17 protein-coding genes and 1 pseudogene are annotated in these 22,814 nt (G+C 61.9%); 8 read left to right on the forward strand and 10 right to left on the reverse strand.

The genetic code is table 11. The annotated features are described in order from the left end of the window. The first annotated feature begins 859 nt into the window (after positions 1–859). Positions 860–1,888, forward strand: coding sequence for a tlde1 domain-containing protein (locus RZS28_RS11900; protein ID WP_407337965.1), 1,029 nt, complete (start codon positions 860–862; stop codon positions 1,886–1,888). 342 nt (positions 1,889–2,230) lie between these two features. On the opposite strand, the gene RZS28_RS11905 is transcribed toward RZS28_RS11900, so the two are convergent. Then, positions 2,231–2,749 (reverse strand): hypothetical protein, encoded by a 519-nt coding sequence (locus tag RZS28_RS11905; RefSeq protein ID WP_407337966.1) that lies wholly within the window; start codon positions 2,747–2,749, stop codon positions 2,231–2,233. Positions 2,750–3,159: 410 nt separating this feature from the next. Here RZS28_RS11905 and RZS28_RS11910 point away from each other — a divergent pair, with 410 nt between their 5' ends. Next, the gene (locus RZS28_RS11910; RefSeq protein ID WP_407337967.1) at positions 3,160–5,523 is read left to right on the forward strand and encodes a DUF3141 domain-containing protein; all 2,364 of its coding nucleotides are present in this window, start codon (positions 3,160–3,162) and stop codon (positions 5,521–5,523) included. Positions 5,524–5,547: 24 nt separating this feature from the next. Here RZS28_RS11910 and RZS28_RS11915 read toward each other — a convergent pair whose 3' ends face one another. The 8 genes and pseudogenes from RZS28_RS11915 to cyoA all read right to left on the reverse strand — a co-directional run bounded on the left by RZS28_RS11915 (position 5,548) and on the right by cyoA (position 14,239). Then, the gene (locus RZS28_RS11915; protein ID WP_407337968.1) at positions 5,548–6,750 is read right to left on the reverse strand and encodes an acetate/propionate family kinase; all 1,203 of its coding nucleotides are present in this window, start codon (positions 6,748–6,750) and stop codon (positions 5,548–5,550) included. 13 nt (positions 6,751–6,763) lie between these two features. After that, positions 6,764–7,081 (reverse strand): hypothetical protein, encoded by a 318-nt coding sequence (locus tag RZS28_RS11920; RefSeq protein ID WP_407337969.1) that lies wholly within the window; start codon positions 7,079–7,081, stop codon positions 6,764–6,766. Position 7,082: 1 nt separating this feature from the next. After that, on the reverse strand, positions 7,083–9,305 hold the full coding sequence (locus tag RZS28_RS11925) for an RNA degradosome polyphosphate kinase (RefSeq protein WP_407337970.1): 2,223 nt from the start codon (positions 9,303–9,305) through the stop codon (positions 7,083–7,085). A 224-nt stretch (positions 9,306–9,529) separates the two neighbouring features. Beyond that, positions 9,530–10,369, reverse strand: a complete 840-nt coding sequence (locus RZS28_RS11930) for an efflux RND transporter periplasmic adaptor subunit (protein ID WP_407341108.1) — start codon at positions 10,367–10,369, stop codon at positions 9,530–9,532. After that, positions 10,343–10,741 (reverse strand): annotated as a pseudogene (gene cyoD, locus RZS28_RS11935) (cytochrome o ubiquinol oxidase subunit IV); the annotation flags it as partial. The pseudogene cyoD and the gene RZS28_RS11930, both read right to left, overlap by 27 nt. After that, complete coding sequence (locus tag RZS28_RS11940; RefSeq protein ID WP_407341109.1) at positions 10,738–11,343, reverse strand: cytochrome (ubi)quinol oxidase subunit III; 606 nt, start codon at positions 11,341–11,343, stop codon at positions 10,738–10,740. The pseudogene cyoD and the gene RZS28_RS11940, both read right to left, overlap by 4 nt. 41 nt (positions 11,344–11,384) lie before the next feature. After that, positions 11,385–13,388, reverse strand: a complete 2,004-nt coding sequence (gene cyoB, locus RZS28_RS11945) for a cytochrome o ubiquinol oxidase subunit I (RefSeq protein ID WP_407337971.1) — start codon at positions 13,386–13,388, stop codon at positions 11,385–11,387. Positions 13,389–13,390: 2 nt separating this feature from the next. Continuing rightward, complete coding sequence (gene cyoA, locus RZS28_RS11950) at positions 13,391–14,239, reverse strand: ubiquinol oxidase subunit II (RefSeq protein WP_407341110.1); 849 nt, start codon at positions 14,237–14,239, stop codon at positions 13,391–13,393. Positions 14,240–14,827: 588 nt separating this feature from the next. Here cyoA and RZS28_RS11955 point away from each other — a divergent pair. The 5 genes from RZS28_RS11955 to RZS28_RS11975 all read left to right on the forward strand — a co-directional run bounded on the left by RZS28_RS11955 (position 14,828) and on the right by RZS28_RS11975 (position 20,804). Continuing rightward, entirely contained in the window at positions 14,828–15,931 is a 1,104-nt protein-coding gene (locus tag RZS28_RS11955; protein WP_407337972.1) for an HlyD family secretion protein, read from the forward strand. Further along, a complete protein-coding gene (locus tag RZS28_RS11960; RefSeq protein WP_407337973.1) occupies positions 15,928–18,276 on the forward strand; it encodes an ABC transporter permease in 2,349 nt (782 codons plus the stop codon). Before RZS28_RS11955 ends, RZS28_RS11960 begins: the two co-directional genes overlap by 4 nt. After that, positions 18,266–19,270 carry an HlyD family secretion protein gene (locus RZS28_RS11965; protein ID WP_407337974.1) on the forward strand — a complete coding sequence of 335 codons (1,005 nt, stop codon included), beginning with the start codon at positions 18,266–18,268 and terminating at the stop codon, positions 19,268–19,270. Before RZS28_RS11960 ends, RZS28_RS11965 begins: the two co-directional genes overlap by 11 nt. A 156-nt stretch (positions 19,271–19,426) precedes the next feature. Further along, positions 19,427–19,654 (forward strand): hypothetical protein, encoded by a 228-nt coding sequence (locus RZS28_RS11970; protein WP_407337975.1) that lies wholly within the window; start codon positions 19,427–19,429, stop codon positions 19,652–19,654. A gap of 214 nt (positions 19,655–19,868) precedes the next feature. After that, complete coding sequence (locus tag RZS28_RS11975) at positions 19,869–20,804, forward strand: NAD(P)H-dependent flavin oxidoreductase (protein WP_407337976.1); 936 nt, start codon at positions 19,869–19,871, stop codon at positions 20,802–20,804. A 210-nt stretch (positions 20,805–21,014) separates the two neighbouring features. Here RZS28_RS11975 and RZS28_RS11980 read toward each other — a convergent pair whose 3' ends face one another. Beyond that, positions 21,015–21,983 (reverse strand): polysaccharide deacetylase, encoded by a 969-nt coding sequence (locus tag RZS28_RS11980; protein WP_407337977.1) that lies wholly within the window; start codon positions 21,981–21,983, stop codon positions 21,015–21,017. A 190-nt stretch (positions 21,984–22,173) separates the two neighbouring features. On the opposite strand from RZS28_RS11980, the gene RZS28_RS11985 reads away from it, so the two are divergent. Continuing rightward, positions 22,174–22,800, forward strand: a complete 627-nt coding sequence (locus tag RZS28_RS11985; protein ID WP_407337978.1) for a hypothetical protein — start codon at positions 22,174–22,176, stop codon at positions 22,798–22,800. The last annotated feature ends 14 nt before the right edge of the window (positions 22,801–22,814 follow it).

Raw genomic sequence — 22,814 nt, forward strand, 5'->3', positions numbered from 1 at the left:
GCCTCATCGCTTTTCGATAGTTTAAATACGACCGCCTTCTTGTACTTCGCACCGCGCGCGGCCCCAGCACCAGTAAAGCCGTTTGTCAGAAAGGCTGCCATCTATCAATATAGCATTCCCGTCGCCTGATTTGCTTTTCGTATTGTACGGCTCAAACGAATATATGACGTTGATATATAGATACATGGGCTAGTGACGCAATAGGCCGCATTTAGCTCAAGCTAGTTATGGTCTTAAATGCAATTATGTAAACGAGATATATAATGATTGCAAGAGAGGGCTGGTGCTGCGACTGCGGCCAATCCCTGTCGCCCTTTTGGCGTCTAGTTCTTTCGAGTCGCCATTAGACAATGACAGGCGCCCAGTCCGCGCGGCGATGCGGGCGACAAGCGGCCGGTCAAAGCGCGCCAGGCACGTCAACGATTTGGCCTCTGCCGTGAAATGACGCCATCGCGCAGGAGCGGACTTCCGAACGGTCTCCAAAGCAGATTCGAGAACGAGAGATCGACCTTGCGACGACGGTCCCCGCGCGCCGTTTTCATAAGCCGCTCAAATTTGCTCGGCCGTTTCGCTCTCATGGCGCGATCTTTTTCGAAGCCTGCGACAGGCTTCGTCGATCGCCTGCCCCTCGGCGGTCGATTTCGCGCAATATCAAAAATGACCCTTTAATCGGCATTTAACTAAAAATCGCCTCAATGTAGCGCCAGCAAGGTGGCGTGCCTCCGCGCGCAGACGTTTGGAAAGGCGTTGAGACGCTTGCTGCGCAGCTGTTGTGGCCGATTGCGCCTTGTAGCGCCGCGGAGATTGTTGGTTAGGCCGAAAGGCGCCGCGTAACGAAATCTTTACGAAAGCAGGACGAATGACGCACGGGATCGATACGCCACATGGTTTCATTCCATTCGAGCGCGATCGCTTATCTCGGAGAATTCTTACTTACACCGTTCCAGGCGCCGCTGCTCTCGCCTTGAGCGCATTGGTTGGCGTGTGGATGCTATACATGCGTCCCGTCGCCGCTCCCAATGTCGCTAAAGCGCCCGCGGTCGCGCCTGCGGCAAGAGTTGCCTCGAATCCCTATGGCGGACTGTTCGACCCCAGATCTTCTTCGGGCTCCACGCTGGTTTCGCTTGCTCAGAGCGCCCCGCTCGGACCAACTTTTGAGTCAATTCCGCCGGCGTCCACGGTTGCAATCGCAGAGCCGGAAAACGTCGCGCCGACGCTGATGCCGGCCCTTCCCCAACTCAGCGAGAATGCGCCCTTGCCGGCGCCGCGTCCGCCGGAGCTAGGGCCTCCGGCGAGCCGTAGTCCTTTCCCCGCGTCCGGGCGCCGGTTGGCGCAGGAGAACAGAAGGACCGTCGTCCCCGCTGCTGCTTCCGATAATCGCACCTTTTTCGAGAAGCTTTTTGGCGCGGCGCCGCAACCTTCAGGATCTGTCCTCGCATATGCCGCTCCGGAAGATGGCGTTCTCGGCAGTGCGCGAAGAATCACATCCGGCCCTTCGCCCCGCTACGATCGATCGACCGCGGTTTACGATCTCGCAGCGCATACCGTCTACATGCCCGATGGAACGAAATTGGAGGCGCACTCGGGCCTCGGCGACAGGTTGGACGATCCGCGTCACGTAAACGAACGAATGCGTGGAGCCACGCCGCCGAATGTCTATGAACTTACGCCGCGCGAGCAGCTTTTCCACGGGGTGCAAGCGCTGCGCCTCACTCCTGTAGGCGGCGGCGACGTCTATGGACGGACGGGTCTCCTCGCACACACTTACATGCTCGGCCCGAACGGTGATTCCAACGGCTGCGTATCGTTCAGGAACTACAACGCATTTTTGCAAGCCTATCAAAAGGGTGAAATTAGACGTCTGGTCGTCGTAAGTCATCTAAATTAGGCGCTTAAACTATCTTGCCTACACGAGAAGCCAGAAGGCAGGCCCGGCAAGACCAAGTCGGCTTGCTTGCGGATAGCTTTGCGTGACGAGCGCGAGTTGAATCGGCTCCTCGACGCGACGCTTGTAAAGATAAGGCTCATCGAAACCGCCAGGCTCCTCGACGTCGACCCGGGGGTTGGTCGACTGACCTCATCGCCCGGATCTTGGATCGCCTCGTCAGTCGCGTAGACGAATTGACGTCCTGGCATTGAAGTCGTTCAGAAAGGCGTTCGCGCCTAATCCGTCCGGCGGCCATGGCGCAACGCTTACGGCGCGTGTGAGACTATGAGGACAAGAACGAGCTCAAACCTGCTGATGCGCTTGTTGATGCTTGAGCATCTCTGCTCGCAGACGCTCGAAGGCTACCAATGAGTCATGTGAACGATCTAGTTCGTCGTCAGCTCCAACCTCTTGCTGCTGTTGGTTCTCCTGTGGGCCGGGACAATCGAACGCGGGTTGAGTTGCCGGAGCTTCCTTGATTTCCTCAGCGCTGAGGCATTTGCGATTCCGCGAGAGAAGTCCCCAAACTTCTTGACCGCCAGCCGTAAGCCGAACGGCGCCAGCTCGAACTAGGATTTTTCTTAATTCGTCGTCGGTGAAACCGCTGAGGTGATGCCGTAAAATGCGAAAAGGGCGAGATTGGGATTTGGGGTCCATGAGGATCTCGCGGGCGACGCGCTCCGCTGCAAAATCAGGCGTTAAATTACGGCGCATTTTTCTATTGGTGAGAATCATTGTCGCCAAAGCAATTACCAAGCTTGTGCTTAGGGACACCAAACCGGCAATTAGCGTTGTAGTCACTTGAACCGAAAGCCAGTTCATCTGATGCCTCCACAAGGGCGTGATAAATATATACTTAAAAAATAGGCGCCTTGTGGTTAAGACTTCCTTGTCATACAGCCACGCTGTCACGGGGCTGATCTGGTTTGCCTGGCGCCCCCGGATTCAGTTGTGGCTCATGGAGAAAGGGGCTTGTGGCGGTCGCCTTTCTATAGCGAAAGCCGTTCTGCAGACGGATCAATGCGACTTGAATAGCCGCAACGCTTTGTCACATAAGCGACTTTTACCGGGGCTAGTGTATTCAGGGACAGGGCGCAGCTACAGGTTTTAATCGCTTAGGGCCGCGTGGTCGGAGTTGGACGCTCCAATTCGTTTGCAGCTCACGCTCCCGGCTCGTTCAGCGTTGCATGCGAAGAACGACGCGGCGGCCAACAGAACGGCGAGGCGACACGATGGAACCATCTTTCAGCCCTGTCGACTGCATCCGCAACGCATCGGAATCTGCGACCATTCTGTTGCGTCAATCCGAGCTTGCGCTTCGGGCGGCGACTCGCCACGCCGAACGCATCGGCCGCACCCACAATGGGCTTTTACATAACACGGTGAGGAAGGCGCAGGCGCTCGCCGATACAATGGCCTCCCGTGCATTCCAGGGCCAGATGTTCGAGCAGATGCTCGACTATTGGGCCGACGCGGGGCAGCGGACCGTCCTGACGATCGACGTCTTGCGCGAAAGGGCCAATAATGATCTCGCGCATGAGGCCGCCGGCACGCCGCCGGTGCTCATCTACGAGAACGAGACGATTGTCGACGGCCGAACGCTCAAACGGCCGGTCAATTATGTCCTCCTGAAAATTTTGCCGCGCAAAGGCCAGGAGGTTCTGGACTGGAAGCGGCCCTACATGATCATCGATCCGCGCGCCGGACACGGCGCGGGCATCGGCGGCTTCAAGCAGGACAGTCAGGTCGGGGTCGCGCTGGCCGATGGCCACCCGGTCTATTTCGTCGCCTTCCGCCCGCATCCCGAACCGGGGCAGACGCTGGCTGACGTCATGCGCGCCGAGGCGGAGTTCGTAAAGGAGATCGCTCGGCGCCATCCGAAATCGCCGAAGCCAATTATCGTCGGCAATTGCCAGGGCGGCTGGGCGGCCATGATTCTCGCCGCCGCGAATCCCGACATCAGCGGGCCGCTTGTGATCAATGGCGCTCCGCTCTCCTATTGGTCTGGCCGCATTGGCGAAGATCCGATGCGATACAGAGGCGGCCTGCTGGGCGGCATTGCCCCGGTTCTGCTATGCGCGGACCTCGGCCACGGGGAGTTCGACGGGGCCTATCTCGTCTCGAATTTCGAGCGGCTTAATCCGTCACGTCACTTCTGGACCAAGTATTACGAGCTCTACCGCGACGTAGATACCGAGCGTCAGCGCTTCCTCGAATTCGAGCGTTGGTGGGGCGGCTATCATTTCATGACGGAAGCCGAAATTCGTTGGATCATTGAACAATTATTCGTCGGCAACCGTCTGGCGCGGGGCGAGGCGCATATCGAGCGCGGCCGCCAGATCGACCTGAAGCAGATCCGCTCGCCGATCATCGTTTTCACGAGCTATGGCGACGGCATCACCCCGCCCCAGCAGGCTCTGAATTGGATCGTCGACACCTACGCCGACGAAAATGAAATCAAGATTCGCGGACAGCGGATCATCTATATGATCCACGAGAAGGTCGGGCATCTGGGAATTTTCGTGTCTTCATCCATCGCCAGGCGCGAGCATTCCGAGGTCACCTCGACCATGAAGACGATCGAGGCGCTGGCCCCCGGACTCTATGAGATGCAGATCGAGGACCAGCAGGGCGAGGGGATCCATGCCCGCTTTCTTGTGAACTTCCAGGAGCGGAAGATTGCGGACCTGGCGGCGATCAATGACGGACGCCGCGAAGAAGAGTCCGCCTTCGCGGCCGTGAACCGCCTCTCCGAGCTCGGCGGAGAGCTTTATGATCTCTGCCTGCGGCCGCTGGTGCAGTCTTTGGTGACGCCTCAGAGCGCGGCGGCGCTGCGCGATTTTAGCCCGATTCGCCTGCGCCGCGGCATCTTCTCCGATCGCAACCCCGCAATGGCTGTCGTGGCCTCCTGCGCGGAGCAGGTCATGGCCCGCCGCAAGCCGGCCGCGCCGAGCAGCGCCTTCCGCCAGGCGGAAGAATTATGGGCCCATCTGATTGCTCAGAATCTCGACTTTTACCGGGATGTGCGCGACGCGTGGTCTGAACTGGCGTTTTACGGGGTCTATGGATCGCCCCTGATGGGGTGGGTTGGCCGCACGCATAATTTCCAGCGAACGCTTAAAAACCCGGGCGAGCTGCGATTCCTGCCCGAGGTGCGGGCTATTCTTCTCAATGTCGATCGCGGCGGTTTCGCCGAGGCGGTCATCCGCATGTTGATCGTGCTGGTCGAAGCGCGCGGCTCGGTCCGTCGCTCGCGGCTGGAGCGCTCCGCCCATGTCCTTAGTCACGACGAACCCTTCGCGTCGCTCGGCGGGGAGCGTCGCGCCGCGCTGATCCATGAGCAGTCAGTCATTGTCGAATTCGAGAAGGATCATGCGATAGACGCCCTCGCGCGGCTGTTGCCGGCGGCGGCCGAACGTTTGAAGGCGGTCAGCGTCGTGGAATTCATCGCCGGCTCAATCGAAGAGATGGAGCCGCACACGATCCAAGCTCTGCAGCGCTTCCGGCGCGTGCTCGGCTTGCCGCTGCTTGAAGTGCGCCCGGCGGACGCCGATCCTCTGGCCCAGGCTGCCCTAGAAGGGTCGTTCGCGGATTAACGCCGCGTCGGCGCTCCAGCTTGCTCAAGCGGCCGTCGCGGGCGAACGATCCAGCACCGCCAGCGTTTGGCGCGCAATCATCGCCTCCTCGTCTGTGGGGATCACGAACACGCGGACGCGGGAGCGCTCAGAAGAGATGACCTGTGCGCTTGCGCGGTTGGCGGCGCGGTCCAGCTCGATTCCGATCCATTCCATGCCCTCCAGCACGCGCTCGCGCACTCGCCACGCATGTTCGCCGATGCCGCCGCAGAACACCATGGCGTCGAGGCCTTTGAGCACAGCGGCGAGCCCGCCCAGTTCGCGGCGGATGCGGAAGACAAAATACTCGATCGCCTGCTGCGCCTCCGGCCGGTCGGACGCCTCCAGCTCCCGCATATCATATGAGATCCCAGACAGGCCTTTCAGCCCAGACTCGAGGTAGAGCAGGTTGGCGATCTCCTCCGCGCTCATCTTTTTTTCCTGCATGAGATAAAGCACGACGCCCGGATCCAGCTGACCGCAGCGGGTGCCCATCGGCAACCCATCCAGCGCCGTGAAGCCCATCGAGCTCGCGACGGACTGCCCGTCGCGGATGGCGCACATCGAGGCGCCGTTGCCAAGGTGAGCGACCACGACGCGTCCGGCTGCGTGCAGGGGCGCGAGCTGGCGCAGCTTATCTGTGACATATTCGTAGGAGAGGCCATGGAAGCCGTAGCGCCGCACGCCCTCATCGTAAAACTTGCGGGGCAGAGCGAAGACGTCGTTGACGAATGGATGCGCGCGGTGGAAAGCAGTGTCGAAACACGCTACCTGCGCTACGTGCGGCCAAGCCTCGCGCGCCGCCAGGATGCCGGCGATGTTATGCGGTTGGTGCAGCGGCGCGAGGGGAATCAAGGCCTTGAGACAGCGCAACACTTCGTCGGTCACAAGCACCGGCGCATCATAATAAACGCCGCCATGCACGACGCGGTGGCCAGCGGCGACCACATTGGCGTCCGGGAAGGCGCCGCGCCGCCATGCCAGCACGCGCCGCAACGCCTCGATATGGAACGATGCGCCTGCCGCATCCGACCATGAGTCCTCATAGATCGGCGCGCCGGCGCCGTCATGCGCCGTCATGCGCCGCTGCTCCCCGAGCATCTCCACCAGGCCGACGGCGAGCGCCAAGGGTTCGCGTCCGTTTAGCTCGAAGAGCGCAAACTTGATCGATGACGATCCGGCATTGAGGGCGACCACGTGGCGCGTCATTCGGCGGCTTCCTTCAGGGCTGGCGGCTCAACCGCGCTGTGGCCGGTGGATAACCATGCGCATAGAATGCGGCGACGGCGCGGGAGAACATGCGCGACCTTTCGTCGTCTGAACGGCCGGTCAGCAGCGCCGGGACCTTTGCGCCAATCATCAGACCAGCCCCTTCTGCCTGCGCCGCATAGGTCAACTCTTTCGCTGGAATATTGCCCGCCTCCAGGTTCAGCGCAACAAGTATGTCCGCGCGGCCGACTGGTCGCGTCCGAGCGCCGGACCGCCGTGACTGGATAGCGCCCTTAGGATTCGGCGATCGCCACGCTTCACGCGTCAACATCCTATTCCGCGGCCTTTTCGACCCTGCCCAAGTCATCCGCGAGGTTGCGGGGAGATGAGCCGGCAAGCGCTTTGCCGCGTCCGGAGAGGCTCGGGTTCGTCAAGAAATATGTTTGCGCGCCGAAGGGCTTTTCGCCCGCCGTGCGCTCGACTCGCCGGCTCGAGCCGTCGTCGAGGATCGTCCAGCTCTGCTGGTTGTCGAGAAGATTGGCGAGAAGCACCTGTTCGAGCACCTGCTCATGCAAGGTCGGGCTCGTGACCGGGAATAGCGTCTCGACCCGTCGATCCAGGTTGCGGGGCATGAGATCAGCCGAGGAAATATAAACCGCCGCGTCGTCATGAGGCAGGCCATGGCCATTGCCGAACGCATAGATGCGGGAATGTTCGAGAAAGCGTCCGACGATTGATTTGGCGCGAATGTTTTCCGAGAGACCTGGGACGCCGGGCCGCAGGCAACAGATGCCCCTGATGACGAGCTCGATCGCCACGCCGGCGGCGCTCGCCTCATAGAGGGCGTCGATGACCTGGGGATCGGTTAAAGAATTGCACTTTAGCCAAATTGAGCTGGGTCTCCCGGCGCGGGCGTGCGCGATTTCGGCGCCAATGTGATCCAGGATTCGGCTCTTCGCCGAAACCGGCGAGATCGACAAGCGTTCGAGATCGGCCGGCTCGCCGTAGCCGGTGATGAAGTTGAAGATGCGGGACACATCGCGCCCGACGGCGGGATCCACTGTGAAAGTCGACAAGTCGGTGTAGATCCGCGCAGTGATCGGATGATAGTTGCCGGTCCCTACGTGGCAATAGGTGACGAGACGCGCGGCCTCCTGACGCACGACCATCGACAGCTTGGCGTGGGTTTTGAGTTCGGCGAAGCCAAAGACGACTTGGACGCCGGCGCGTTCGAGCGCGCGCGCCCATCTGATGTTGGCCTCCTCGTCGAATCTCGCCTTGAGCTCGACGACCGCCGTGACCGATTTTCCGGCCTCGGCCGCCTCGATCAGCGCTTTGACGATTGGGCTGTCGGAGGAGGTGCGATAAAGGGTCTGCTTGATGGCCACGACATTCTCATCGCGCGCCGCCTGTTGAAGAAATCGCAGCACCACCTCGAAGGATTCGTAAGGGTGGTGAACGACAATATCCTTGGCGCGAATGGCTGCGAAGCAATCGCCGCCAAACTCCCGGATGCGCTCGGGGAAGCGCGGGACGGCGGGAGAGAACTTGAGGTCGGGCCGATCGACTCCGACCAGTTGAGTAAGCGCGCTAAGCGCCAGCATGCCTTTCTCGACGACAATTTCCTGCTCCTCGACGCCCAGCTCCTGGGCGATCAAATCCCGAAGCGGCGGCGGCAGGGCGGCGTCGACTTCAAGGCGAATCACCGAGCCGAGGCGGCGCTCCTTTAGCGCGGCTTCAAAGATGCGGACGAGATCATCCGCTTCTTCGAAGAACTCAATATCGAGGTCCCGAACAACCCGAAACAGGCCCATTGGGCCAAGCCTGCAACCGGGGAAAAGGCGGCCGGCGAAAAGCGCGATTACGTCCTCCACGCGGACGAAGCGCGCTGCGCCGTCGGCGGCGTCATCGAGCCGGACGAAGCGTGCAAGTTTTCCCGGCAAACGCACGAGGGCGGCGAAGACTCGCTTGTCGCTTTCTCGGGCGACTTCCAGCGCGAGGGAGAGCTCGAGATTCGGGATGAAAGGAAATGGGTGCTCGGGATCGATCGCCATCGGCGTGACCGTCGCGAAAATCTGATCCGCGAAATAAGTTTCGAGCCGCATCATGTCGCTGGGGGCCAAGGCGGAGCGATCGATGACCAGGACGCCTGCGACCGCAAGCTTCTCGCGCAGATCCCGCCAGCATCGCTCCTGATCGCCGGTCAATTGGGCTGTCGCCTCGGCGATTCTTGTCAGAAGCTCGGATGGCGTCAGGCCGTCCATGGAAGGTTCAGTCGCTCCGGCCTCGACTTGCTCGATGAGGCCGGAGACGCGGACCATGAAGAACTCATCGAGATTGCTGGCCGAAATCGCCAGGAAGCGCAATCGCTCAAGGAGCGGATGAGCGCTGTTTGAAGCCTCCTCCAGAACACGTCTATTAAAGCCGAGCCAGGAAAGCTCGCGATTGACGAAGCGTTTCGGATCCGCGGTAAGGGCGTCGCGGGCGCCACCCGGCTTGGATGATTGAGCTTTCTGCGAGCGGATCGTCGCCGAGCGTCCGGTCGAACTGGTCATGATAGTTCCATCGGCGTCATCGCTAAGGCCGGAAAAGCAAAGCCGCTGCGAGTCCGGGCGGGGCGAGCCCACCACCCTGGCGTGACAGGCTTATGACGGTGTAGGCAAGCCGCCTGGGAGAATGGCGCTCACGCAACTCCGACCTGTTTTTCCCGGCGACGACTTCACATGAACCGGTTTCAACAAGCCGGCCCGCGCCGAATGCGCAAGACAAACCGCACGCATCATTGCGGTCTGTCTGCTGGGCCGCCAGCAATCTCGCCGATCACGATCGTCGCCGTCATGCCAGGCTTGAGCAACAGATCCGGATTGGGAGCGCTGATGACGACGTCATAGGTCGCGACCTGCTCATGCACCTGCGGCGATGGCCGAATTTGCATCACCAAGCCGGAGAACGAACGGTTCGGAAAAGCCCCGACGGTGAATGTAGCTTTGCCGCCAAGTTTGACCTCGCCAATGTCCTTCGCGCTGACAATGGCGTCGATGTGAGCGAGGGCGGGGTCTATGGCGACGACGAAAAGCGGCGGCGCTTCTGAGTCCGCCGCAACCGTCTGTCCTATTTCGACATTGCGCGAGACCACTGTTCCGTCAATCGGCGAAACGATATCAGTATTGCTGAGGTTGGTCTCGGCGGCGTGAAGCGCCGCTTGGAGCCGGGCGAGCGTCGCCTCGTCACCCTTTATCTGCGTCTGCGCCCTCTCAAAGGTCTTGCGCGACCTGTCTATCGCTCTCCGGGAAGTGGCCGAACGCTTCGCCGAGGCCTCATAGTTCTCGATGGCCGCTTTCGCCTGGGCGAGATTCGCTTTGTCCTTTTCGAGTCGCGTCTCGGCTGCCGTCAGGTCGGCCCTGTTTTGATCTACGATGATTTGATAGGAGCGCGGAGCGATTGTCGCACAGAGCTGCCCCGCCTTGACTTGCATGTTGGCGTCACAATGGAGCGCCTGGATCACGCCCGACGCGCGGGCGCCGACCGGTGTGGTCGCTGTTGGGCCGACGACGCCAGTCGCGGCCACTGTACGGATCGCCGAACCACGTTCGCGCTGCGTCTGCATGATCTGATCCATGGACGCCATGTTGTGGTTCATATGCGCCATGATCCAGAGCGAACCGGCGAGGATCAGCAGGACGATCAGCACTCCGAAGGCGAGCGCCATGACATTGTTGACATTGTCTGGGCCGGTCGTGATGTGGAGGAAAAAGACGAGGTGAACGCCCATCTGCGCGATCGCGAGAACGACGAGGGCGACAGGAATGCTCGGACCCCAGACGAGCGTGGTGCCCGAGACGAAGAATGACACAATGGTAAGCAGGATCGCGAGCCCAAGCCCGATCAGATAGCTCTTAACGCCCTCAGCGATCTCTGCGCCGTCGAGGCGCTCGTCGCCCGGCGCGGTGTCCGTGTGATGGAGGTTGCTTGTTGGCTCAAGGTTGCTCATTGTGCAGCCCCCATCAAATACACCACCGTGAACAACGCGACCCAAATGATGTCCAGGGCGTGCCAGAACAGGCCGAAGCAGAGCATACGCCGAAGAATGTCCGCCCGGTACCCCTTGGCGAACACCTGCGCCGCCATCGTCAGCAGCCACAGCAGGCCGACGGTAATGTGAAGGCCGTGGCATCCGACCAGCGTAAAGAAGGCCGAGAGGAACGCGCTCCGCGTTGGGCCCGCCCCACGCGCGATCATGCTGGCGAACTCCCGGACCTCGATGCTGAGAAACACGGCGCCGAGGATGAAGGTCGCCGCCATCGCGCTATAGAACCAGGATCCGCTATGCGCCCGGGCGCCGATTCCAGCGAGTCCGACCGTGAAGCTCGAGACGAGAAGGACCGCCGTCTCGAGCCCGACGTTGGGCAGGTTGAACAACTCCCGGCCGCTCGGTCCCCCCGCCGTCTCGCCGACCAGCACAGCGTAGGTCGCGAAGAAGGCGGAGAACATGATGATGTCGCTGAGCAGGAAAATCCAGAAGCCGTAGCCGGTGATGACGCGCTTCGACGCCAGCCCGCCATCCGCATGCCCAAGCACGTTCTGGCGGTCCATCGACTCCCGGTCGCTGCGGCCTGCTGCCGCGTCGAAGGCGCTCATGGCGCAGCCTGCCGTCGCGCGAGCGCCGCACTGCGCGCGCTTCGGTTGGCTCGATCTATGCGCGCGACTGTTTCGGCCGGAATGATGTACTCATCCTTGTCTCGCCAGGCGAAGACGACGAAGGTCGCGTAGGCGCCCAATGCGGCCAGGCCCACCATCCACCAGATATGCCAGATCAACGCAAAACCCATGAAGGTTGCGAAAAACGCGCAGATGAAGCCGGTCGGGCTGTTTCTTGGCATTTCGATTTCCGTATAGGCGGGCTCCTCGCTGAGCCTCGCCTGGTGGAGTGCGCGCTGCTTCGTGCCCCAGTAGGCGTCTCTGCTCTCGATGCGGGGGAGCACCGCGAAGTTGAAGGCTGGCGGCGGGGACGGCGTCGCCCATTCGAGGGATCGCCCATTCCAGGGATCGCCGGTCTCGTCGCGAAGCTCCTCACGTCGACGAATGCTGACGAAGAGCTGCGCGATCTGCAAACCTATCCCGACAAGAATGATCGCCGCGCCGCCGGCCGCGATCAGCAGCCATGGATGCCACGCCGGGACATCATAGTGCTGCATGCGACGCGTCATTCCCATGAGGCCGAGAACGTAGAGCGGCATGAAGGCGACGTAAAAGCCTATGATCCAGCACCAGAACGACGCCTTGCCGAGCCCTTCGTGCAACCGGAAGCCAAACGCCTTCGGAAACCAATAGGCGTAGCCGGCGAAGGCGCCGAAGAGCACGCCGCCGATGATGACATTATGAAAGTGGGCCACGAGAAAAAGACTGTTGTGAAGCACGAAGTCCGCTGGCGGCGCCGCCAGCAGAACGCCGGTCATTCCGCCGATCACGAATGTGACCATAAAGCCGATCGACCACAATATCGGCGTGGAGTAAACGATCCGGCCGCCGTACATGGTGAAGAGCCAATTGAAGACCTTTACGCCCGTGGGCACCGCGATGATCATCGAAGCGATCCCGAAAATCGCGTTGACGTCGGGGCCGGCGCCCATCGTGAAGAAGTGGTGCAGCCAGACCGTGAAAGAAAGGATGCAGATGGCCATTGTCGCGGCGACCATTGATCGGTAGCCGAACAGCGGCTTGCCGGAGAATGTCGAGACCACTTCCGAGAATATGCCGAAGGCGGGCAGAATGAGGATGTAGACCTCCGGATGCCCCCAGACCCAAATGAGGTTTACGAACATCATCATGTTGCCGCCGGCCTCGTTGGTGAAAAAGTGGAAGTCGAGGTAACGGTCCAGCAGCAGCATGGCCAGCGTCGCCGTGAGGACAGGGAAGGCGGCGACGATCAGCAGGTTGGAGGCAAGCGTCGTCCAGCAAAACATAGGCATCCGCATGTAGGTCATGCCGGGGGCGTGAAGCTTGAGGACCGTCGTGATGAGGTTAATGCCGGCCAGCAAGGTCCCTACGCCGGAAATTTGGAGCGACCAGAGGTAGTAATCGACGCCGACGCCCGGGGAATAGGCCAGCTCGGAAAGCGGGGGGTAGGGCAGCCATCCGGTGCGCGCGAACTCTCCGACGAGCAGCGAAATATTGACGAGCAGCGCGCCGGTGGCGGTAAGCCAGAAGCCGACCGAGTTGAGCGTCGGGAACGCGACGTCGCGGACGCCGAGCTGCAGCGGCGCGACGAAATTCATCAGCCCGATCACGAAAGGCATCGCAACGAAGAAAATCATCAGAGTGCCGTGCGCCGAGAAGATCTGGTCGTAATGCTCGGGCGGCAGGTAGCCCGGGGACTGGAACGCAAGGGCCTGTTGCGACCGCATCATGATCGCATCGGTGAAGCCGCGCAGGAGCATCACCATCGCAAGCAGGATATACATGATTCCGATCCGCTTGTGGTCGACGCTGGTGATCCACTCCCGCCAAAGGTAGGGGAGCCATCCCTTCAGGACAACCCAGGCGAGAACGCCGATGATCACGAAGCCGACCACGCCCGATGCAATCAATGGGATCGGCTGGTCGAACGGAATAGCCGCCCAGCTAAGCTTGCCCCACATATTTAGCGCTCCGTCCGCGGGGATACGCTCGGACCAGGTCGCCCGGTCTGCGGGCCAGGTCCAGGCGGCAGTTTCTGTGCGACGATCTGTTGGAACAGTTCCGGATCGGCCGCACGGAAGGTGAACGGATGCGTGCTTACGCTCTGTCTCGCCAGGACGGCGTAGCTTCCAGCATCGAGGGCGGGCCCTGTGTTGCGGGCAGTCTCTACCCAGGCGGCGAACTGATCCGGAGGCACAGCCACAACATCGAAATGCATGTCCGAGAAACCATCGCCGCTATATTGGCTTGAAAGGCCATGGAAGGTCCCCGGCGCGTCCGCCTGCAGGTTCAACTGCGTCGTCATGCCGTTCATCGTGTAGATCATGCTGCCGAGCTGCGATATGAAGAAGGCGTTCATCACGCTTGCCGACGTCAGGGAGAAGTGAATGGGCGCGCCGGCGGGAATCACGAGCCGGTTCACGCTCGCGACGCCCTGGGTCGGGTAGATGAAGAGCCATTTCCAATCCAGCGAGACGGCCTGCACCTCGAGCGGCGGCGTGTTCGACGCCAAGGGCTTTGCGGGATCGAGGTCATGGGATCCGATCCAGGCCACGCCGCCAAGGAGCATGATCACGAGAAGCGGAATGCCCCAGACGATAAGCTCGATGCGGCCGGAATAGTCCCAATCGGGCAGATAGCGCGCCCTTATGTTGGAGGCTCGGAACCACCAGGCGAAGGCGAAGGTCGCGGCGATCGTAGGAACAACGATAGCGAGCATTATGGCGAGCGAGTCTATCAGGATCATCTTCTCGGCTTGCCCAATGACCCCTTGCGGGTCGAGGACGGCCGGCTGACATGCCGTTAGAACGATAGGCGCAACGAGGGCCGCGCAGCGCGAAGCCCGGCCGCTCACGGAGCGAAAACGTCGCAAGGGTCTGGTTCTGTCCGGCGCTCCGTCGGGCCTGCCGCGTGAATCGGCGCGCGATAGGGCGCCCAACCGTGATTGCTGCGGCTGATCTAGCGTCTTCACGATCCCGTTTCCCCGGATAGGCTGGATTTTTTGAAGCGACATCACGGATGACAGCGTTAGCGAGCGTGAAGGTGCCGCTAATTCGGAATTTTGGCAATGCCAAATCCGCAACATGAGGGCGCCCGTGCATATCCTGGAGAAATCGGCGCCTGATAATGTCTTTCGAAGCCCCAAACGCATTGTCTATGGCGATGAGGCTCTGAGCGACGCGGAGCGGCGGCAGGCCATGTATGCAATATTGTGTCGTTCGGGCTGCGGTTTGTTTTCGGCGGATGCTATGCGCGATTCCATCCTCGCGGTTTCTGCGGAGTTGTCCGAGTGCTAGAATCGAAGCGAGCAAAAAGGCGCGCGGAGCTAGGCCGGTCCCAGGCGCGTTTATCGACAGGATTAGGCGCAAGCTGATCGCAATGGCGGGAGGGTGATCAACAGATGGCGACTGCAGGCCAAAATATTAATGATCCAGGAAAATCCCAGCCTGAGATCGGGGAGCGCGCCTCGCCCATAGATTCGCCCGATCCAGCGTGCGGCGGGACGCCCCCCGCTCGCGCGGTCGCTCGAGCTCCCGCCATCGTCGTGGCCTTTATCGTCATCGCAATCGTTGGCCTGTCACTTTGGTACTTGGTCCAGCCGCAGCCTCTCCTTATTCAAGGCGAAGCGGACGCCACCCGCATCGATATCGCGGCGCGGGTTGATGGCCGGGTCGGGCAGCGTCCGGTCTCCCGTGGCGACAATGTCGCCGCCGGCCAGCTGCTTTTCCAAATCGAAAACCCTGAGCTGCTCGCCAAGCTGCGGGAAGCGGAGGCGGCTATGGCCGTCGCGGCCGCGGAGCTTGCGCATATTGAAGCCGGCACGCGCGAGGAAGTGATCGCCCAGCGAAAGGCTACAGTTGATAGCGCATTGGCCAATCTCACTCTCGCCCAGAGGACCTATGATCGCATCAAGGAGCTGGCCGCGTCCGCGAATGCGCCGCTCCAGCGTCTCGACGAAGTCACAAACTCCCTGCAGGTCGCACAGCGCAGCGCAGATCAGGCGAAGCTCGCTTATCAGGAAGCGATCGCGGGATACACGCCGGAGGAGCGCGGCGTCGCGCGCGCCAATGTCGCCAAAGCGAGAGCGTCGATCGATACGATCAGAGCGCAGGTGGACGAGCTTGTCGTGAAGGCGCCTGTGTCCGCGCAGGTCTATCAGATCGGCGCGGAGCTCGGAGAATATGTGTCGCCCGGCGTGCCCCTCCTATCCCTGGTCGATCTGAGCGATGTCTGGTTGCGTTTCGATCTCCGCGAGGACCTCGTGAAGGGATTGAAGGTCGGGGACCGGTTTCAGATGCGGGTCCCTGCGCTTGGAGATCGACTCATCACGGCGGCGATCAGGGTCATCGCTGCGAAGGGGGAGTATGCCGGGTGGCGCGCAACGCGCGCGACCGGGGATTTCGATCTGCGAACCTTCGAGGTCCGCGCCTATCCGGTCGATCCCGTACCGGAACTTCGGCCGGGAATGAGCGTCTACGCCGAGTGGCGGGGCGATAAGCGATGAAAGCGCCGCCTCGCCCCGGCGTCTTCCTCGTCGCCACGCGCGAGCTGCGCTGGATGCGGCGCGATCGCCTCGCGCTCTTCCTCGCCGTTGGCGTCCCGCTCATCGCCTTTGCGCTTCTGGGTTGGACGTTCAGCAACGCCGTCATCCGCGACCTCAAGGTGAGCGTGGTGGACGCCGATCGCACCCCGACATCGATGATATATGTCCAGGCGGTCGCATCGGCGTCCGCCGTCCGAGTCGCGGAGCGCTCCGGCGACCTCACCAGCGCAATGCGTGCGATACGCTCCGGCGACGCCATCGCGGCGGTCTACATCCCGGAGAATTTTGAGCGCGATCTCATGGCGCGAAAGCGGCCGCAGATCATCGTATTTTACAACAGGCAATATTTCACGCCGGGCAACAACGCCTCGAGCGCAATATCAAACGCGATTGCGGCAGCCACGGCGACGCTTCCTCCGACATCGCCCGCAAAAAGCGCCTCATTCAAACCTGGGTCTTTGGTCGTCGAGCAATATGTTCTCACGAATCCGGCGCTGAACTTCGCCCAATTCCTGCTGCGCGCCATAATGCCCACGGTCCTTCACGTCGTGACGGCGATCGCCGCCGGGTATGCGGTCGGCTCGGAGTTTTCGACGCGCAGCCGAAGGGCCTGGCTGAGAGCGGCGGGAGGCAGCCCTCTGGCGGCTCTCGTTGGAAAATTGGCTCCGCTCTTTGCTATTTTTATCCTGATGATGGTTGTCGTCGCCGTAACAATCCATGGACTCTACCACATACCTTTCCGCGGCGATTCGGTCATGATGGGCGCGGCCGCATGCCTGTTGGTGATTGCTTATCTCTCGGTCGGGGCCCTCTTCCAGCTTCTGGTTCGGAATCTTGCGCTGGGGCTGAGCCTCACCGCTATCTTCTGCTCTCCGGCCTTCGGTTTCGCCGGCGTCGGCTTCCCCCTGCTGGGGATGGGAGGGTTCGCGCGCTTTTGGGGGGCGCTCCTGCCGCTGCGCTGGTATATCCAGATCCTATTCGACCAGGCGGTTCGCGGATTGCCAACATCGGTCTCGGCGGAGCCTTTCGCGATCCTGGGCGGCCTTGCTGTTGTATTTTTTGGACTCGGATGGCTGCGCCTGCGCGCGATCATCAAGGTTTCCCCTATCCATGTCCCCGCTCCGCCGCCCATCAATGAGTCCTATTCTGGAGGGGGCGTCGGCGCGGCGATGGCGGCCGAATGTCGCCGCATTCTCAGCGACCGCGGCGCTTTCGGCCTGATTGTGTTGGCGCCCATTATTTACGGGGTCCTTTATCCGCAACCTTACCTCGGCCAGGTGCTGCGCGGCATACCCATCGTTGTTGTGGATCAAGACGGAACCGAACTCAGCCGCGAGCTCATTCAGACCTTGAATGCCGATGAGGCCATCAAGGTAGAGGTTCTGGCCGCAACATTGGCGGAGGCGCAGGCGGCCCTTGCAAGGCGCCAGGTCTTCGCGATTTTAGGCATTCCCGAGGGCACGGAACGGGAGGTGTTGAAGGGCAACGAAGCCAGGCTGGCCGCCTATGTCGATTCAGCGTATTTCCTTCTGTATAATCGCGTAGCGCAGGGAATTTCCGAAGCCAGCGGCGCCGTCAACGCGGAGATCGCCGCGCATGGCGCGCGATCCAATGGAAGTCTCGCCCATGCGGCCTTGATCAAGAGCTCTCCTGTCGAGTTGTTGACGGAGCCGCTCTTCAACCCGGTAGGAGGCTACGCGAGCTATGTCGTTCCAGCCGCCTTCGTGCTGATCCTTCAGCAGTCGCTGTTCATGGGCTCCGCCTCGCTCGGAGGCGTCGCATTTGAGAAGGGCGGCCGTGAGGCGCGGCGCCGGCGCGGCGGAGCGCGCGCTGTGCTCGGTCAAGCGCTCGCGCATCTGTGCCTCGAGACGCCCGCCTTAGCCCTCTATCTGATCATCCTGCCGCGCGTATATGGCTTTTCGACCCTGGGGCGTCCCATCGATCTCTTCCTGATGGCCGCGCCCTTCGTCCTGGCGGTAAGCTTCCTCGCCCAGTTCATCGGAGCATGGTTCAAGCGACGGGAGAGCGCGGTGCTGCTTTTCATCGCGGCCAGCCTGCCGCTGTTTTTCTTGGTCGGCGTATCATGGCCCGTCGAGGCCATCCCCGATTTGTTGCGCTCGGCCAGCCGGGCGTTTCCCAGCACCTCCGCCATAGATGGACTCGTGCGCATCAACCAGATGGGAGCCACGCTCCATGACGTTTGGCGCGATTGGGCCACGCTGTGGATCCTGGCCGGCGTCTATGGCCTGCTTGCAGTCGCAGCGACCCATCTGTCCAGCAGGGAGCAGATCAGCCATGGCCGGTAGATTGCTTCGCCGATGGCTTATGCTCGGCGCAGCGCTTGCGCTTGTTGGATGCGCCGCTGGCCTGGCCTATTGGAATTCCAAAAGGCCCGTAGCGACGCAAATTCTGGGCGTTGTGCGCGAGACGGAGATTGACATCGCTCCCGAAACGAGCGCCCGCCTCGCGTCCTTTCAGGCGACATCCGGGCAGAGGGTTCACAAGGGCGACACCCTCGCCATTCTGAGCAGTCCTGAACTTGCGGCCTCGGTCGAGGAAGCCAAAGCCGCCGCGGCCACCGCGAGGGCCGATCGCGACAATGTCTTTGTCGGAGTCCGCAAGGAGGAAGTCGACAGCTCGGCGCAGGATGTCCGCATCGCAGAGGCGAATTTGGCGCTCGCCCAGCAGCAGTATGCCCGCGCGGCGGCGCTCGCGTCCAAGGAGTTCGCCACCAAGCAGCGCCTCGACGAAAGCGCTGCAGCATTAAAACGGGCGGAAGCCAGCCTTGCTTTGATGCGAGCGACCTACGCCCAGAACAAAGCCGGCCCGACCAATGAGGAGCGCGCCAGCGCGGAGGCGAAGGTGGCGCTAGCCGACGCCACACTCGCGGATCTCCAGGCCAAATTGGCGAAGACCATCATTGTGGCGCCCGTCGACGGCGTCGTGGGATTGCTGGTCGCGGAACCAGGCGAGGCAATCTCGCCGGGTCAGTCCATCATGACTCTCGAGGCCGGGCAGGAGCGTTGGGTTACTTTCACCATCCGGGAAGATCTCCTCAAAGGAATTGGCGTCGGCGCCTCTCTGACTCTGATCACGGCCCGCGGCGACCGGATCCGGGCGCAGGTCACCGAATTGCGGCCGCTCGGCGAATTCGCGACCTGGCGCGCCGCGCGTGCCGTCGGCGATCATGACGTCAATAGTTTCCTCGTCCGCGCCGACCCAAGCGTAGAGACCCGAGGCTTGGAGCCAGGAATGACCGTGTGGCTGGATCGCGCCGCCGGCGTCGACGGGAGCCGCTAGAAACCTGACCTTTAGGGAGGATCGCGATTGTTGCCTAGTCCTTAATTCTAGTATTATAATATAATTATCATATCCAATCGATGAAGACGCTTCTGGAGCTTTAATCAGGACCGTGTGGCCGTGCATTCATTGTCGAAAGCTTTCGCTGGAGCAGCGTTGATCTTCGTCGGCTGCGTCGCAAACCCCGCCCACGGCGAAATTCAGCTATCTTGTGACGCGTTCAAGAAAAACCCCGACGGCACTTGGAGTCCGAAGAACAGGATGACCCTCTCGACCGATGGCATGGATCTCGCCGTGGGTCCGGGAGCGAAGTTCGTGAGCGGCGCACATTTCGGCCGCCTCGACCTCTACGCCATCCTTGAACGCAACTGCAATCACCAGTGACGGGATGGCGGTTTGTCGAACTCGGACTCCAGGCGCGAAGAGCGAGTCCCCCGGCTTTCCCGCGCCGCGGCTGCGCGATATCAAAGCTAACGCCTGCATCGACTTTTGATTTATCGCTTGGCGCGTTCGCGCCGTCTCGCCGCGCCGCCAGGGCGTGCGAGGGCGTTATCATGCCGGGTTGAAGCCCCACGCATCCGCCTCGGTGGAGAAGATCATGCCTATTTCAACACGTCATCCTGCTCTCATCCGGGCGGAAACCTTTTGCCAAGCCAATGATCTTCGCATTCCGATCCTGCTGGCGCCAATGGCCGGGGCGTGCCCGCCCTCGCTGTCGATCGCCATCGCCAATGCGGGCGGGCTTGGAGCCTGCGGCGCGCTCTTGCTGCAGCCGGACGCTATCAAGCGCTGGGCGTCGGAGGTGCGGGTCGCCAGCAATGGCGGGTTCCAACTCAATCTTTGGAGTCCCGATCCCGCTCCGGCGCGGAACGCCGCAGCCGAAGACGCCGTGCGCGCTTTCCTTCGCAATTGGGGACCCGATGTCGCGCCTGAAGCCGGCGACGTGAGGCCGCCGGATTTCGCGGCGCAATGCGAGGCGATGCTGGATGCAGGCCCCGCAATCATTTCCTCGATCATGGGGCTTTATCCGCCCGCCTTTGTCGAAAGGATGAAGGCGCGGGGGATCAAATGGTTTGCGACCGCAACAACGGTCGCCGAGGCGAAGAGCGCTGAGGCCGCGGGCGCCGACGCGATCGTCGCTCAAGGCATGGAGGCGGGCGGGCATCGGGGCGCCTTTGACCCATCGAAAGCTGAGGCTGAGATGGTCGGCCTTTTCTCCTTGCTTCCGGCGGTCGCCGACGCAGTGAAGGCACCGGTGATCGCGACCGGCGGCATTGCCGATGCGCGAGGCGTCGCGGCCGCTTTGATCCTCGGGGCTTCGGCTGTCCAGATCGGCACGGGGTTTCTGCGCTGCCCGGAAGCGAATTTGTCGCCAGCATGGGCCGACGCTATTGGACGGAGCCTGCCGGAGCAAACATTGGTCACGCGAGCGTTTTCCGGCCGTCCGGGACGCGCCATTGCAACAGCCTACGCCCGCGCCGCGACGACGCCAGGCGCTCCGCCGCCCGCTCCTATCCCGTGCAGCGCGGGCTGACGCAAGCGATGCGCGACGCTGCGGCCAAGAACAATGACATCGATCGAATGCAGGCATGGGCCGGGCAATCCGCCGGACTTGCGGTTCCGCGACCCGCCGCCGACGTCGCGCGCGAGCTATGGGAGGGCGCTCAAGCTCTTCTTCGATAATTACGCGATCGTTGCGTCAGCGGCGCCGGGCGCGCGCCACCGCCCCGGCGCCGTTGGCCGGTCACTTTAGGCCGGCCGCCTTGAGGATGGCGTCGGCGTCGGTCAGCCAGACCTCTTCATCCTTCTTGAGGCGCAAGAGAACGCGCCTCAAGGCCGCCGCCCCGTCGGGCGTACCGACCACAAAAGGATGAATTCCGATGACCACGGTTGTCGCCTCCCGCGCGGGGTTGGCGCGAGCCTCATCGGCGAGCTCCAGCACGTAATCCAGCCAAAGGGTCTCTATCTCCGCCGGCGTCTTCATCCGCGCCAGATTCTGGCCCATGTCGACCGTGACGACCGGGTAAGGCAGCAGGACCAGCGGCCCGTCCGGCGTCTTCAGACGCGAAATTATGTCGGAATCCATCTGGTCGATCGTGTAGGCGACGCCTGCGGCGGCCATCGCCCGCATCGTGTCGCCATTGGAATAGACGCTCGGGCTCGACCATCCGGTGGGTCTAACTCCGGTTGCGCCCGCGATCAGGTCCAGCGTCTCACGGATGTAAGCTGTCTGCTGGGCGAGCCCGCGCCCGAGCGGCGTCAGGTGGCTTGTGTTGTTCATGCCATGCGCGATGATCGGCGCGTTCGGCTGAACCGTGCGGAACTCGTTCCACACCGACGCGTGGGCGCGGGGAAATTCAGCGTTCAACGCGACGCTGAGCGGAACATCCAAGTCCTTGAACAGCCGGCCCACGCGCGGGACGCCCCAGTTGACCGCGTATTGGCGAAAACCCTCATTCACGAGGTCCGGGTTGCGGGCCGACAGGTCCGGGCGAAAGACCGGGCCTTGTCCGAAGCCGAACTCCTCGACGAACAAGGTAAAGCTCACGGCGACCTTTCTACCGCCGGGCCACGCGACGACATGGACAGAGTCGCGCTGGAATCCCGTGACCCAGTCGGTTTCCTCCTGGGCCAGGGCCGCGAACGGAAGAAGCGCGTAGAACAAGAGCGCAAGCCCGGCGACGAAACCGCGTTTCCAAGCCTTCTGCATCATTAGGCGCCTCATCCCCGCTTCGCTGTCGGCAATCTCTGCTAAACGTAACCCCACAGCCAGGGAGACCAGGCGTCGGGTCAGCCTATCCTGCCCGGCGCGAAGTCGGTATGATCGATTATCGGGCGATGTTGACGAGAAGCAATCGCCTTTGCATGGGGCAAATGAGTCAAGAACCGTGAAGCAGGCCAGTATGACGCGACAATCAGCAGGACCATTGGCTGGGGCGGCCATAACGCTCTCATTGCTCCTGCTCGCCGGGACTCCCGCATGGAGCGACGACTCCGTTGAGACGATCGTGCTCATTCGGCATGGGGAGAAGCCCGACAAGGGGCTCGGCCAGCTCGACTGCCAGGGTCTTAATCGCGCTCTGGCCTTGCCTCCGGTGATCGCCAAAACCTTCGGCAGGCCGAGCGCCATTTTCGCTCCCGACCCGTCCCAGCAAAAGGAAGACGACGGAGTCGCATACGACTACGTCCGGCCCCTCGCGACGATCGAGCCCGCTGCGATCTATTTTGGGTTGCCGGTCAATGCGGCTTTCGGCTTCTCCAACACCGGAGGGCTTCAGGCCGCTATCGAACAGCCGCTCTATCGCAACGCGGTCATCCTTGTCGCCTGGGAGCACAGGCAGATCGAAACCATCGCCCGTGCGCTTCTCGCCGCGCACGGCGGCGACCCGGCCCTCGTGCCGAAATGGGACAGAGATGATTTTGACAGCATTTATGTCGTCACGATCGCGGGAGCCGGGGATGCCGCAAAAGCGACTTTTGCGCATGCGCGCGAAGGTCTCGATGGACAGCCGGACGCCTGTCCCCGCTGACGGAGCGGGTGAGA

The organism is Methylocapsa polymorpha (genome assembly GCF_045689225.1).
GTDB lineage: Bacteria > Pseudomonadota > Alphaproteobacteria > Rhizobiales > Beijerinckiaceae > Methylocapsa > Methylocapsa polymorpha.

What these genes read in the sequence shown, in the direction of transcription:
- RZS28_RS11980 (WP_407337977.1), bottom strand. Translation starts at nt 21,983, where the DNA reads ATGATGCAGAAGGCTTGGAAACGCGGTTTCGTCGCCGGGCTTGCGCTC.
- RZS28_RS11960 (WP_407337973.1), top strand. Translation starts at nt 15,928, where the DNA reads ATGAAAGCGCCGCCTCGCCCCGGCGTCTTCCTCGTCGCCACGCGCGAG.
- RZS28_RS11940 (WP_407341109.1), bottom strand. Translation starts at nt 11,343, where the DNA reads ATGGACCGCCAGAACGTGCTTGGGCATGCGGATGGCGGGCTGGCGTCG.
- RZS28_RS11925 (WP_407337970.1), bottom strand. Translation starts at nt 9,305, where the DNA reads ATGACCAGTTCGACCGGACGCTCGGCGACGATCCGCTCGCAGAAAGCT.
- RZS28_RS11920 (WP_407337969.1), bottom strand. Translation starts at nt 7,081, where the DNA reads ATGTTGACGCGTGAAGCGTGGCGATCGCCGAATCCTAAGGGCGCTATC.
- RZS28_RS11985 (WP_407337978.1), top strand. Translation starts at nt 22,174, where the DNA reads ATGACGCGACAATCAGCAGGACCATTGGCTGGGGCGGCCATAACGCTC.
- RZS28_RS11915 (WP_407337968.1), bottom strand. Translation starts at nt 6,750, where the DNA reads ATGACGCGCCACGTGGTCGCCCTCAATGCCGGATCGTCATCGATCAAG.
- RZS28_RS11930 (WP_407341108.1), bottom strand. Translation starts at nt 10,369, where the DNA reads ATGGATCAGATCATGCAGACGCAGCGCGAACGTGGTTCGGCGATCCGT.
- RZS28_RS11910 (WP_407337967.1), top strand. Translation starts at nt 3,160, where the DNA reads ATGGAACCATCTTTCAGCCCTGTCGACTGCATCCGCAACGCATCGGAA.
- RZS28_RS11955 (WP_407337972.1), top strand. Translation starts at nt 14,828, where the DNA reads ATGGCGACTGCAGGCCAAAATATTAATGATCCAGGAAAATCCCAGCCT.
- RZS28_RS11905 (WP_407337966.1), bottom strand. Translation starts at nt 2,749, where the DNA reads ATGAACTGGCTTTCGGTTCAAGTGACTACAACGCTAATTGCCGGTTTG.
- RZS28_RS11900 (WP_407337965.1), top strand. Translation starts at nt 860, where the DNA reads ATGACGCACGGGATCGATACGCCACATGGTTTCATTCCATTCGAGCGC.
- RZS28_RS11975 (WP_407337976.1), top strand. Translation starts at nt 19,869, where the DNA reads ATGCCTATTTCAACACGTCATCCTGCTCTCATCCGGGCGGAAACCTTT.
- RZS28_RS11965 (WP_407337974.1), top strand. Translation starts at nt 18,266, where the DNA reads ATGGCCGGTAGATTGCTTCGCCGATGGCTTATGCTCGGCGCAGCGCTT.
- cyoB (WP_407337971.1), bottom strand. Translation starts at nt 13,388, where the DNA reads ATGTGGGGCAAGCTTAGCTGGGCGGCTATTCCGTTCGACCAGCCGATC.